We start from the raw sequence: 12,593 nt of genomic DNA, 5'->3' as shown, positions 1-12,593 counted from the left end.
CATCCGACATGCACCCCACCCGCCTCACGCCACTGGCTCGCAGCCTGCGCAATCTCGTCCTCGGCGCCAGCCTGAGCTTCAGCGCCGTGCCTGCCGTACTGGCGGCCGACGCCAAGGTTTATCACATTGCGCCAGCGTCGCTGGAAAACGCCCTGAACCAGTTTGGTCGTGAAGCCGGCGTGCTGATTTCTTTCGGCTCGCAAGTCACCAGCGGTGTGCAAAGCCGTGGCTTGGAAGGCAATTACACCCCTGAGCAAGGTTTGAATGCGCTGCTCGAAGGCACCGGCCTGCAAGCACGCGCCGAGGGCAATAATGCGTTCAGTCTGCAACCGGTGGCGGATGCCGCGCTGGAACTGGACACCTCGAAAGTCGTCGGCGACTGGCTGGGCGATGCGGCGCAAATCAACGTTTTCGAACACCCTGGTGCGCGTGATGTGATCCGTCGTGAAGAGTTTGAACGTCAGGGTGCGACTCAGGCGCGCGATGTGCTCAACCGTATCCCTGGCGTCAACGCCCCGGAAAACAACGGCACCGGCAGCCATGACATGGCGCTGAACTTTGGTATTCGTGGTTTGAATCCGCGTCTGGCGGCACGCTCGACCGTGTTGATGGACGGCATCCCGGTGCCGTTCGCGCCGTACGGTCAGCCACAGTTGTCGTTCGCACCGATCAGCATGGGCAACATGGATGCCGTGGACGTGGTACGCGGTGGCGGCGCCGTGCGTTACGGCCCGCAGAACGTCGGCGGCGTGGTCAACTTCGTGACCCGCGCGATTCCCGACGAGCCAACGGTCAAGGGCGGTTTCCAGACTGAGACCAGCCCTTCATCGAGCCACGACGGTTTCAAGACCAGCGCCAATCTGCTGGCCGGTGGCACCAACGCCAACGGTCTCGGCGGCGCGCTGCTGTACTCCGGCACCCGTGGCGGCGACTGGCGCGAGCACAGCGACACGGAAATCGACGACTTGATCCTCAAGGGTAAATATCAGCTCGACGAGGCCAACAGCTTCAACACCATGGCCCAGTATTACGAAGGCAAAGCCGACATGCCGGGTGGATTGAACGTTGCCGATTACGACGCCGATCCGTATCAGTCGACGCGCCTCAAAGATCAGTTCTGGGGCCGCCGCACCATGTTCAACTTTGGCTATCGCTATCAGGAAGATCGCCGCGAGTTCACCGCCAACACGTTCTTCACCAAGACCCTGCGCAGCGGCTATCTGGATCAGGGCTCGTTTCTCTCGCTGTCGCCGCGCGAGTACTGGGTACGCGGTCTGGAAACCCGTTTCGCCCAAGGCTTCGACCTCGGCCCGACCAGTCATGAAGTCGGCGTCGGCTACCGCTATATCAACGAAGCCGGCCACGAATTGCGCTATCGCACGCCAATCAGCAGCAACGAATACCCGACCACCAACAGCCGCAACGACCGCGACACCCGCGGCGGCACCGAAGCCAATGCGTTCTTCGTCGACGACCGTATCGACATCGGCAAATGGACGATCACCCCGGGCGTGCGCTACGAGATGATCGACTCGCAGCAGACCAACAACCTGACCAACGTCAAATACAAGGGCGACTACAACACCGCGTTGCCGGCGTTGAACGTGCTCTATCATCTGACCGATAACTGGAACCTGTACGCCAACACCGAAGGTTCGTTCGGCAGCGTGCAGTACAGCCAGATGCCCAACCGCGTGAGCAGCGGCGAAGTGAAACCGGAAAAGGCCCGCACCTGGGAACTCGGCACGCGCTATGACAACGGCGCGCTGCGGGCGGAGATCGGTGCGTTCCTGATCAACTTCGACAACCAGTACGAAAGCAACCAGACCAACGACTCGGTGATCGCCCGTGGCGAAACTCGCCATCAAGGCATCGAGACCAGCGTCAACTACGCGCTGGACGACTTGAGCCCTGCGCTGGCCGGTTTCGATGTCTACGCCACTTACGCCTATGTCGACGCGACCATTCGCGAAGACGGCCCGAACAAAGGCAATCGCGTGCCGTTTTCCTCGAAGCACAAAGGCACGTTTGGCGTCGGTTACACCGAAGGGCCGTGGAAGTTGAACCTGGACAGCAGCTTCCAGAGCGACCAGTTCGCCGACAACGCCAACACCTCGAAGGAAAGTGCCGACGGCAGCACCGGCAAGATTCCGGGCTACATGCTGTTCAGCAGCCGCGCGGGATATGACTTCGGGCCGCAGCTGGCGGATCTGAATGTCGCGGTGGGGGTGAAGAACATCTTCAACACGCAGTACTTCACGCGTTCGTTTGATGACAATAACAAGGGCAAGTATGTGGGTGAACCGCGCACGGTGTATGTGCAGACATCCGTAGCGTTCTGAGTTGTTGGCACCTTGATTGATAGCCCGTCGAACCCGTGCCCGGTGCAATGGGCCGAGTTCGCCGGCACACCTTCAGGATTCAGGTTTGGGCCCGGGCGTCGTTTGCAGATCACCCGCAACCAGTCGGCCTTTGACGGACTGCTCGTAGTCATAGGCATAGCCGATCAGCTCGCGCTCGCTCCACATGCGACCGACGAAGATCAACGAAAAAGGCTGACCGCCGGGATACGCACCACTGGGCACCACCACCCCGGGAATGCCGGCAATATTGATGACCGAAGTGGTTGTCGCGTCCATGAATCCCTCATAGACATCGCCCAAGGGCTCGAACATCTGCGGGAATACCATCGCATCGAGATCGTGTTCACGCATGACGCCGTTGATGATGCGCAAATAGCGCTCGCGCAGGCGGGCAAATTCGGAAAGATCAGGTGCGTTGGCCGGTGTCTGGTATGACCCTGCCAGCACGGGCAACTGCGTCACGTAGTACTCCAGTGGCCCATCGGACTCGAACAGCTTTACGCCGATTCGCTCCTGCAATTGCTCAAGGGAATGAACCTCTGCGGTGGCGCCCAGCTTGCGCAGATAACGATCAAGATCATAAGCATGGGCATCCGATCCACGCGCGTCATAACTGCCGTCAGCCGGCGCCAGATCAACCAGACCCGATCCGTTGAACGGGTCGGCGATCACCACCGCGCCTAGCGCCTGAAGCTGACTGACCGCCTTGCGATACTGTGTTTTCGTCTCTGCGGGTAAAGTGGCAAAGGACTTGTTCCATCCCGCGCCGAATAATCCGATTCGCTTGCCCTTGAGTGATCCCGTTTGCAAACCTGCGGCATAGCCTGCCTGGGGAATATTGCCGAAGGCTGCCGTGGTTTTAGGGTCGTCCAGGGTGTAACCGGCCAACACGTCCAGAGTGATGGCCGCGTCGCGCACCGTACGCGCGATCGGCCCGACAACATCGCGGGTGGAACCCGCTTGCGGAATGACACCGGAATTGGGAATCAGACCAAACGTCGGTTTGATCCCGACCAGACTCTGCGCCGCCGCCGGATTCTGAATGGAACCACCGGTTTCTTCGGCCAGCCCGACCACGGCGAAGTTCGCCGCGACGGCGGTCGCAGAGCCTGCCGAGGAGCCGCCCGGCGACCAGGCGCGATTGAGCGCGTTATACGTCACGCCCGCCCAGCTGTCATTGGCATTGGCAGGGCTTCCCGAAAATACCGGTACGTTGGTTTTGGCCAGAATGATCGCCCCGGCCGCTCGCAATCGCTGAACCACGGCAGAGTCTTTTTCCGGAATCAGGTCGATGCCACCGGCCTTGGATGAGAGCGGCGCATACCCGGCGGTGGAGGCAAATCCGGCCATGTCCATGGTGTCCTTCACGACCACCGGAATGCCCGCCATCACCGCCAGTTTTTCTCCGGCCTTGCGCCGCCGATCAATGTCACGCGCTTCATTCAGCGCCCCCGAGTTCATTACGGTGAAGGCGTTGTAATAGGGATTGTATTGCTCAATGCGAGACAGAAAGGCTTTTGTCAGTTGCTCCGAAGTATATCGTCCATCCTCGAAGCCTTGTTTGATTTGCGTGATAGTCAGTTCCCTGACATCAACCGGATCGCTCTGAGCGTAACTGCTGCACATTCCAAGTGCTGCGCCGACTATGATCGTACGGACAAAGGAGATCGAACCACTCATAGTAATTTTCATTACAGTCATCCTTGACTTGTACAACTTCCAATTAAATTTTTTAACTTGTTATTTAGAACGTGCAGGCAAGCTTTAAATGTAAAAAAAATATGTATTTCTTCAGATACAAAGTCCAGAACTTTCCTGGTTAATATCAAATTGTGATCATGTAACACAAACAAAAACGGGCCTGCTTTCGCAGGCCCGTTCTCATTGGGTGGCTATAAAATCAGCGCATCAACTGTTGATCGCTGCCTGTTCATTCTCGTCAAACTCTTCCGCCAACAGCTTGTCATTGGCCTTGCCGGTAAATGGCACTACAGCGGCGCGTGGTTTACCTCGCAGTTTGCCGAACAGGTGCTCCAGTGCGTGCTCGAGTTTTTCGGCAGCGCCGTCGATTGCCTGTTCCAGCGAATCGGCTTTATGGGTCACGGAAATCGGTTGATGGCCTTTTGGCCGCGCTTCCAGTTGGCAGCGCAAGTCATGGGGACCTGGTTTGTCACCGTTCTCGTCGCTCAGGTGGACTTCGACACGGGTCAGGTCTTCTTCATAACGGTCGAGCGTGCTCTCAATGGTTGTACGTACCCACTCCTCCAGTCGTTTACTGCCTTGAACATGGTTATCGCTGTTGACTTGGATTTGCATAGTTCATCCCTTATTTCAGCTAGCTCGCGAGGGGCCTGAATTGAATTTCCTGACCCCTTGGTTACAACAATCGGCCCGACTGACGAACATTTCAACCCCTGAAAAAAGATAAATATTCATTCGCAAAAAAAGCCGGACAACCGAGCAAAGCGCTGGTAAGGTCGGGAGTTGGGTCGCCTCGCAACCCGGCAAAATTTGCTCACAATTGCCCGTCGTTCAACGGGTGCAAGCTGCGAAAAATCCCCGCCTCTTCCACCAGCCAATCATGCACCGCACGCACGCCCGGATGGCTCAACGCCCCCGGCGCATAGAGCAACACGTAACGTTTATGGTTAGGCACCGAGAGGCCGAACGGCACAATCAGCGTGCCTCGCTCCAGCTCATCGTTGAGCAATGTGCGCCGGGCAATCGCCACGCCCATACCGGCAATCGCCGCTTCGATGGTCAGGTGATTGCGATTGAACGTGTGCCCGCGCCGTACGTCGGCGCCCTCGAAGCCGATCGCGTTTAAATAGAACTCCCACTCCGCGTATTCATAACTGCCCCGCCAGGCAGTGATGTCGTGCAGCAGCGGGAAATGCACCAGATCCGCCGGCCCGTGCAGCGGCGGTCGTCCACGCAACAGGCTCGGCGCGCAGACCGGGAAAATCTGCTCATCGAGCAACGCTGTGGATAACAGCCCCGGGTAACTGCCGTCGTTCAAGTCGATAGCCAGATCAAAGTCGCCCTCGTGCAACGGCACGCTGCTGTCCTCGGCGACCAGCCGTAGCTGAATGTCCGGGTAGCGCTGCTGCAAACGTGGCAAACGCGGCGTCAGCCACTTGCTCAAGAACGAGGGAATCGAACGCACCCGCAGGATTCCGCTGATCATCCCGGCATCCAGTCGACGCAATTCCGCATCAATGCTGCCGTATGCCTCGTTGACGGTAATGGCCAGCCGCTGTCCTTCTGCACTCAACTCCACACCGCGCGCACGCCGATGAAACAGGCGAAAGCCAAGGCGCTCTTCGAGTTGGCGGATCTGCTGGCTGACCGCTCCCGGCGTGATGTGTAGTTCTTCCGCACAGCGGGTGAACGACAGGTGCCGCGCGGCACAGGAAAACACCTGCAGCCAGACGTAGGTCTGGGCATGCAATTGACGACTCATCGTTTAGTCCTGCTAAAGGCTTACTTAGGAAGTTTCGTTAGTCACGTAGGACCGAGGTAGGCAGTATCGCCGACATTGCGCTTGTCCTACAAAAAATGGCAGCGATTCCTACTCCATTGCTTGTAAGGGTTTAGCATGGCTATCAGTGTTTTCGATCTATTCAAAGTCGGTATCGGCCCGTCCAGCTCCCACACCGTGGGTCCGATGCGTGCTGCCGCGACCTTCGCCCAGGCGCTGATTGATCAGCATTTGTTGAACGATGTGAGTCGCGTTGAAATCCGTTTATACGGTTCGCTGTCGGCCACCGGCGTCGGCCATGCTACCGATCGCGCTACGGTCATGGGTCTGATGGGCCAGTGGCCGGACAGCATCGATCCGTCGACCATCGATCCCTGCATCCAGCAACTGCGCGAGACCGGCCAGCTGTCCCTCGCCGGGCAACGCTGGATTGACTTCGACTGGCAACGCGACCTCCTGCTGCTGGACGAGAGCCTGCCCTACCACCCCAACGCCATGTCGCTGACAGCCTTTGGCGAAACCGCTGAGCTGTTCAAGCACACGTACTACTCGGTCGGCGGCGGTTTCATCATCGAAGCGGCAGAAGCGGAGTCCGGTGTGGCCCCGGCCGGTGATGTGGTGTTGCCGTACGATTTCTCCAGCGCTGCGGAACTGCTGTCACTGTGCAAGACGCACAATTTGCGCGTGTCCGAACTGATGATGGCCAACGAGCGTGCGTGGCGAACTGACGCGGAAATCCGTCAGGGCCTGCTGCATATCTGGTCGGTGATGCGCGAATGTGTCGAACAGGGTTTGCGCCATGAAGGCATCCTGCCCGGCGGTCTGAACGTGCCGCGCCGTGCCGCGAAACTGCACCGCAGTCTGCTGGAAATCGGTAAACCGAATGTGATCAGTTCGACGTTGTCGGCGATGGAATGGGTCAACTTGTTCGCCCTCGCCGTCAACGAGGAAAACGCCGCCGGTGGGCGCATGGTCACCGCGCCGACCAACGGTGCCGCCGGGATCATTCCGGCAGTTTTGCACTACTACATGAAATTCAACCCGGATGCGTCAGACGATGACGTAGTCAATTTCTTCTTGGGTGCGGCCGCCGTCGGCATTCTCTGTAAGAAAAATGCCTCGATTTCCGGCGCCGAAGTCGGCTGCCAGGGCGAAGTCGGTTCGGCCTGCGCGATGGCCGCTGCCGGCCTCGCCGACGTACTCGGCGCAACCCCGGAGCAGCTGGAAAACGCCGCCGAAATCGGCCTTGAGCACAACCTTGGCCTGACCTGCGATCCGGTCGGTGGCCTGGTGCAAGTGCCGTGCATCGAGCGCAACGCCATCGCCGCGGTAAAAGCGATCAACGCCACGCAAATGGCTCTGCGCGGCGACGGCAACCACTTCATTTCCCTCGACCGGGTGATCCGCACCATGCGCGATACCGGCGCCGACATGCATGACAAATACAAAGAGACTTCACGGGGCGGCCTGGCTGTGAACTGGGTGGAGTGCTGAGGCGCATTCCCTGACTGCCCCGGCAGACCGCATTCGACGGTCTGCCAACCGTGAGCCCGAGCAAAAATAATAACGAGGCGATACCGATGACCGATGTACGTACACCTGCTGCCGAAAATCCCGCTGTAGACCGCACAAGCAACACAGAAACGGCCCACAAGGGCTGGAGCAAATTCGACACCACCTGGATGCTTGGCCTGTACGGCACGGCAATCGGTGCCGGCACGTTATTCCTGCCGATCAATGCCGGTGTGGGTGGTTTCTGGCCGTTGCTGATTCTGGCCGTGCTGGCCTTCCCGATGACGTTTTTTGCCCACAGGGGCCTGACCCGTTTTGTCTTGTCCGGGCGCTCCGGGAACATTACCGAAGTGGTTGAAGAACACTTTGGCATCGGCGCTGGCAAGTTGATCACGCTGCTGTATTTCTTCGCGATCTTCCCGATCCTGCTGGTGTACAGCGTGGCGCTGACCAACACCTTGAGCAGTTTCCTCGAACACCAACTGCACATCGCCCCGCCGCCTCGGGCGATTCTCTCGCTGGCGTTGATTCTGGGTCTGATGGCCATTGTTCGCTGTGGCCAGAGCGTAATCGTCAAAGCCATGAGCGTGCTGGTTTACCCGTTCGTCGCCGCGTTGCTGCTGCTCGCGGTCAGCCTGGTCCCGAACTGGAATGGCGCGTTTTTCGCCAGCGCCCAGGAGGCGATGCCGATGTCGGTGTTCCTCAAGACAATGTGGCTGGCAATCCCGGTGATGGTGTTCTCGTTCAACCACTCGCCGATCATTTCCGCCTTCGCCGTTGATCAGAAGCAACGTTACGGTGAGCAGGCCGAACGCAAGAGCAGCGGCATTCTCGCCATGGCTCACGGCATGATGGTCGTCACGGTGATGTTCTTCTGCTTCAGCTGCGTGCTGGCGTTGTCGCCGGCGGATCTGGCGGCAGCCAAGGCGCAGAATATTTCGATCCTGTCGTACCTGGCCAACCACTTCCAGACCCCGGTAATCGCTTACGCCGCGCCGCTGATTGCACTGGTGGCGATCACCAAATCCTTCCTCGGTCACTACATCGGCGCCAGCGAAGGCTTTCAGGGCATGATCGTGAAAAGCCTGCGCAGCCGTGGCCGGGTGATGTCGGCGAGCTGGCTGAACAGAGCGACCGCGCTGTTCATGATCCTCAGTTGCTGGGCGGTGGCGACGTTCAATCCAAGCATTCTCGGCATGATCGAAACACTCGGCGGGCCGGTGATTGCCTGCCTGTTGTTCCTGATGCCGATGTACGCCATCCGCCGCGTGCCGGCCTTGCGCCAGTATTCGGGACAGGCTTCCAATGTGTTTGTGGTGTTGATCGGCCTGATTGCACTGTCTGCGATCATCTACTCGGTTCTGCCCTGAAAACGGGCCACAAAAAAAGGCGAGCCACGTGGCTCGCCTTTTTTATCGCCGTGTTTATTGTTCGACAATTTTTCCGGCACAGCCCTTGCAAACTCCCCCTGTAGGAGCTGTCGAGTAAAACGAGGCTGCGATCTTTTGACCTTCATGACCGAAATCAAAACATTGAAGAGCAAAAGATCGCAGCCTGCGGCAGCTCCTACATGAGTAACCAGAACAGGACACGGAATGGCCAGTGATCAGGTTTGGCGAACCAACCCGATCATGGCCGGTCAACAACTGCACGTTCAATCAGGCGGTGACGCATCATGGACAACCCATTTCAGATCATTACCGATGCCTTCGCGCCGGACTATCAGATCAACCTGAGTATTCAGGGCCTGGACGGCAGCATCATGCTGACCTTGTCCAACAGCGGCCACATTGTGGCCAAGCGCATGATCAGCGCCGAGCAGCGCAATGATCCGGCGCGCCTCAAACGTCTGGTGCAAAGCATTCAATTCGGCATTGCCATCGAACAGGGCCACAGCGCCATGGCAATTCTCGAAGCCATGACCAGCGGCGACGGGCTGGCCCCGCCACCGCCACGGGTCATTGGCCAGCCGCGACAGGCGGCAGGACTTTAAAGCTCGCCCTTCTCGACTTCAGGATGCTCGCTGGAACCGCTACCCAGTGTGCGCTGCGGTTTCTCGATCTTCACCGAGGGGAATTGCGACGAGGCGTAACGCACCACCAGAATCGCCAGCGCCAGCAGCAGAATCCCGCCGCACAGATAGATGATGCCCATGTCCGGCGGGTTGTGGTGCGAGACGTTGGAGATCAGCAAACGCGTGAGCGCGGTGATCGCCACGTAGATCAGAAAGCGCACCGGCATGTGGTTGGTCTTGAAATAGATCCCGACCATCGCTCCCAATTCGAGATAGATGAACAGCAACAGAATGTCATCGATCTTGATGTGGCCTTCCTCGAGCATGCCGAGAAACTCCATCACGGCCGCGTATGCCGTCACCGCACCGATGGCAAACAGCGCCAGATAGTGGAAGGTTTCAACGAACAGATTGCCCAGGGACTCGGCCAGTTGATGCACGTTTTGCCGCAGTTTCTCGGCCCAGTTGATTTTCACGATGATGTTCCTTAGCCCGATTCGAGCGGATGATGCGTGTTGGACGTGACGGTTTTTCTGCACGTAGCCGTTTTCATGCAGAAAAGAGGCCACGCCATCATGGCGAGCCGCCGCGAAACCCGCGCCGTGGCGTTTGGTCGCACCACCCGCGCGCGCCCCTGACAAACAGCAAATTCGGTCTACATTGAAAAGCCACTACCCATGGCGCAGGGATTCGCTTATCCTTTTCGCTGTATATGGATACAGTAGTCGTCAAGACAACTTAATGTGAAGGCATGTGAGGTGGTGAATGGCCGTCGAAGTGGTATACCGCAGCAGCCGAGATCTGGAGCGCTTGTTCATGGATAAAGCCGAAGCTGACCGTCATGACAAAATGCTCGAACTGGCCGAATATCTGGCCGATGTGCTGCAAAAAGCCGTTCCGTCCCTGACCGAACAGCAAGTGGAAGAAGCGGGGATCTACATGGCGAAGAACCGCGATGTGTTCGCCCGGGCATTCAAGAGCCAGCCGGATGCACTGTCCGAGCTGATCAATGCTCCGGCCGAGCCGGTCGAAAATGCTGAAGCTGCAGAACCTGCGGAAGCGCCGGCGAAGCCAGCCAAAGCGGCAAAAGCGGCGAAGTAAGCGATGCCCGAATTGAATAGGCCCTGAGTCGAATGGCTCAGGGCCTTTTTCATGCTTGTGAAACTCAGCGATACAAAACTTTTTCTGCCAACTCGTCCGCCACCCGCGCCGGCGAACGTTTTTCTGCCTGCGCGTGGGCGAACACTTCGGTCAGCCGTGAACTGATCTTCGACAGATGCGCGGTGATCGTCGGCAATTCTTCACCACGATGTTTCAGCGAAACATAGATCAAGCCACCGGCATTGATCACATAGTCCGGCGCATACAGAATCCCGCGCCGCTCCAGTTGATCGGCCACGTCCAGATGTGTCAGCTGATTATTCGCCGATCCGGCCACGGCCGAACAACGCAATTGCGTGACGGTGTGGCTGTTGAGCACACCGCCCAAGCCGCACGGGGCGAGAATGTCGCACGGCGTACTGAGCAGCGCGTCGTTGGCAATGGGATGGGCGTTGAGCTGTTCCATCGCCAATTGCACCTTGCCGTGATCGATGTCGCTGACCAGCAGTTCGGCCCCGGCAGCATGCAGCTGTTCGGCCAGGGCAAACCCGACGTTGCCCAGGCCCTGAATCGCCACACGCAAGCCTTCCAGATTATCGCTGCCCAAACGGGCCATGGCCGTTGCGCGAATACCAGTGAACACCCCCATCGCCGCGTGCGGCGCCGGATCGCCCGCCGACGTGGTGCTGGTGACATGTTGGGTTTGTTGGGCGATGCAATCCATGTCCGCCACTGAGGTGCCGCTGTCGATGGCGGTGATGTAGCGGCCATCGAGCTGATCGATGCAGCGGCCAAAGGCTTCGAACAGCGCCCCGCGATTTTCCACGTGGGCCGGGCGCACGATCACCGCGACTCCACCGCCCTGCGCCAGGCCCGCGAGCGCAGCCTTGTAGCTCATGCCCTGAGCGAGGCGAATGGCATCTTCGACGGCAGATTCGTCATTGGGATAGGCAAGATAACGACATCCGCCAAGAGCAGGCCCGAGGCGACTGTTATGAATGGCAATGACCGCCTTCAACCCGGAGACCGGGTCGACGCTAAGGTGCAGCGAATCCAGGCGAGTGCTTTGCATGAGAGCAAACATCGTTGGGCTCCCGAATCACTTCTTGTAGAACGCCAGTATAGGCTTGCGCCTGAAAATTGCTGGAGCGCACCGGAATAAGCGACCCCAGGGTCAATGGCTTTACGGCATAACCCCGCGCCCGTAAAACCGGACACTGGACGAATGGCACGGACGGGGCTAAAACGAGGCATTCGACGGAGATTTCGATGAGTCCGCGCCAACGTTTTTTCGAGTGCCTGCACCGTTCACCGCCCGCGCTGCTGGAAGCTGCGCTGTGGATTGCTGCCGAGCACGAAAAAGAAGTGGATCCCGCTGCGCTGCTGCAAGACTTCAAAGAGCTGCAACAGCGCATCAGTTACGGTTTGCCGATGCTACCGGTGAGTGAGCTGGCACAGCCGCTGTTACGGCGCATGATTGAACTGGGATTCGCCCAGGATGATTTCCTGCCGCTGCGCCCGCAAGCGGCGTTGCTGCATAAAGTGTTGCAGACCCACCGGGGTCAGCCTTTGGCGCTGGCGTTGATCGCGCTTGAGCTGGCGCGGGGTCTGGAGATTCCGCTGGTTGGCGTCAATTTCCCCGGGCACTTTCTATTGCGCGTGCCCGGCGCCGATCATCTGCTCGATCCCTGCGGTGGCCGCCGCTTGTACCCCAACGATTGTCGTGAGCTGTTGCAGCGCCAGTACGGGCCGAACATGAAGCTCAATGCCGAGCACCTGGCGACCGCTACGCCCGTGCAGATGCTGCAGCGGCTGTCGCGCAATCTGCGGCAGTTGTACCTGACCCACGATGATTTCATTGCCGCACTGATCGACGCCGAACGCGTGCTCGAACTCGGTGACGCTGGCGCCGCCGATTATCTGGCTCGAGCCAGTCTGTATCAGCGGCTCGACTGCCCGAATGCCGAGCGCTTCGATCTGGAGCATGCCTTGCTACTCAGCGACGACCCGATCCAGCGCTTGCGCCTGACCGAGCGCCTCGGCCACCTCCCGCCCAACTCGATCGTCCACTGAGTTCCGTGTGAGAGCCAGCCCTGCTGGCGATGCAGATGGCCCGGTCTCT

10 protein-coding genes and 1 pseudogene are annotated in these 12,593 nt (G+C 58.8%); 6 read left to right on the top strand and 5 right to left on the bottom strand.

Going from position 1 to position 12,593, the window contains the following annotated elements:
- The first annotated feature begins 8 nt into the window (after positions 1–8).
- Positions 9–2,342 carry a TonB-dependent Fe(3+) dicitrate receptor FecA gene (gene fecA, locus AC3Y64_RS04605; RefSeq protein WP_489986593.1) on the top strand — a complete coding sequence of 778 codons (2,334 nt, stop codon included), beginning with the start codon at positions 9–11 and terminating at the stop codon, positions 2,340–2,342.
- A 72-nt stretch (positions 2,343–2,414) separates the two neighbouring features.
- On the opposite strand, the gene AC3Y64_RS04600 is transcribed toward fecA, so the two are convergent.
- The 3 genes from AC3Y64_RS04600 to AC3Y64_RS04590 form a co-directional block, all read right to left on the bottom strand.
- Positions 2,415–4,055, bottom strand: a complete 1,641-nt coding sequence (locus AC3Y64_RS04600; protein ID WP_489986592.1) for an amidase — start codon at positions 4,053–4,055, stop codon at positions 2,415–2,417.
- 216 nt (positions 4,056–4,271) lie between these two features.
- Positions 4,272–4,679 carry an HPF/RaiA family ribosome-associated protein gene (locus AC3Y64_RS04595; RefSeq protein WP_064119419.1) on the bottom strand — a complete coding sequence of 136 codons (408 nt, stop codon included), beginning with the start codon at positions 4,677–4,679 and terminating at the stop codon, positions 4,272–4,274.
- Positions 4,680–4,878: 199 nt separating this feature from the next.
- Positions 4,879–5,826, bottom strand: coding sequence for a LysR substrate-binding domain-containing protein (locus tag AC3Y64_RS04590; protein ID WP_007914183.1), 948 nt, complete (start codon positions 5,824–5,826; stop codon positions 4,879–4,881).
- A gap of 135 nt (positions 5,827–5,961) precedes the next feature.
- Between AC3Y64_RS04590 and AC3Y64_RS04585 the strand changes: the two genes are divergently transcribed.
- From AC3Y64_RS04585 to AC3Y64_RS04575, 3 genes are all read left to right on the top strand, one after another.
- On the top strand, positions 5,962–7,338 hold the full coding sequence (locus tag AC3Y64_RS04585) for an L-serine ammonia-lyase (protein ID WP_489986591.1): 1,377 nt from the start codon (positions 5,962–5,964) through the stop codon (positions 7,336–7,338).
- A gap of 86 nt (positions 7,339–7,424) precedes the next feature.
- Positions 7,425–8,726: a serine/threonine transporter gene (locus AC3Y64_RS04580; RefSeq protein WP_489986590.1), complete on the top strand. Its 1,302-nt coding sequence runs from the start codon at positions 7,425–7,427 to the stop codon at positions 8,724–8,726.
- A gap of 305 nt (positions 8,727–9,031) precedes the next feature.
- Positions 9,032–9,349, top strand: coding sequence for a DUF3509 domain-containing protein (locus AC3Y64_RS04575; RefSeq protein WP_489986589.1), 318 nt, complete (start codon positions 9,032–9,034; stop codon positions 9,347–9,349).
- On the opposite strand, the gene AC3Y64_RS04570 is transcribed toward AC3Y64_RS04575, so the two are convergent.
- The gene (locus AC3Y64_RS04570; protein WP_064387957.1) at positions 9,346–9,846 is read right to left on the bottom strand and encodes a phosphate-starvation-inducible protein PsiE; all 501 of its coding nucleotides are present in this window, start codon (positions 9,844–9,846) and stop codon (positions 9,346–9,348) included. The two genes, AC3Y64_RS04575 and AC3Y64_RS04570, sit on opposite strands and share 4 nt — an antisense overlap.
- Positions 9,847–10,135: 289 nt before the next feature.
- Between AC3Y64_RS04570 and AC3Y64_RS04565 the strand changes: the two are divergent.
- Positions 10,136–10,390 (top strand): annotated as a pseudogene (locus tag AC3Y64_RS04565) (YebG family protein); the annotation flags it as partial.
- Between the two features lie 145 nt (positions 10,391–10,535).
- Here the strand turns inward: AC3Y64_RS04565 and AC3Y64_RS04560 are convergent.
- A complete protein-coding gene (locus AC3Y64_RS04560; protein ID WP_489986588.1) occupies positions 10,536–11,555 on the bottom strand; it encodes a Glu/Leu/Phe/Val dehydrogenase family protein in 1,020 nt (339 codons plus the stop codon).
- A gap of 185 nt (positions 11,556–11,740) precedes the next feature.
- On the opposite strand from AC3Y64_RS04560, the gene AC3Y64_RS04555 reads away from it, so the two are divergent.
- Positions 11,741–12,544, top strand: a complete 804-nt coding sequence (locus AC3Y64_RS04555) for a SirB1 family protein (protein ID WP_489986587.1) — start codon at positions 11,741–11,743, stop codon at positions 12,542–12,544.
- Positions 12,545–12,593 lie beyond the last annotated feature (49 nt).

This window comes from Pseudomonas sp. 4CAES_32.4 (assembly GCF_058136335.1).
This window is presented reverse-complemented; position numbering and strand designations above follow the sequence as displayed.

Coding starts and splice junctions, on each gene's coding strand:
- AC3Y64_RS04555 (WP_489986587.1), top strand. CDS start 11,741: ATGAGTCCGCGCCAACGTTTTTTCGAGTGCCTGCACCGTTCACCGCCC.
- AC3Y64_RS04600 (WP_489986592.1), bottom strand. CDS start 4,055: ATGAAAATTACTATGAGTGGTTCGATCTCCTTTGTCCGTACGATCATA.
- AC3Y64_RS04585 (WP_489986591.1), top strand. CDS start 5,962: ATGGCTATCAGTGTTTTCGATCTATTCAAAGTCGGTATCGGCCCGTCC.
- AC3Y64_RS04590 (WP_007914183.1), bottom strand. CDS start 5,826: ATGAGTCGTCAATTGCATGCCCAGACCTACGTCTGGCTGCAGGTGTTT.
- AC3Y64_RS04575 (WP_489986589.1), top strand. CDS start 9,032: ATGGACAACCCATTTCAGATCATTACCGATGCCTTCGCGCCGGACTAT.
- AC3Y64_RS04595 (WP_064119419.1), bottom strand. CDS start 4,679: ATGCAAATCCAAGTCAACAGCGATAACCATGTTCAAGGCAGTAAACGA.
- fecA (WP_489986593.1), top strand. CDS start 9: ATGCACCCCACCCGCCTCACGCCACTGGCTCGCAGCCTGCGCAATCTC.
- AC3Y64_RS04580 (WP_489986590.1), top strand. CDS start 7,425: ATGACCGATGTACGTACACCTGCTGCCGAAAATCCCGCTGTAGACCGC.
- AC3Y64_RS04560 (WP_489986588.1), bottom strand. CDS start 11,555: ATGTTTGCTCTCATGCAAAGCACTCGCCTGGATTCGCTGCACCTTAGC.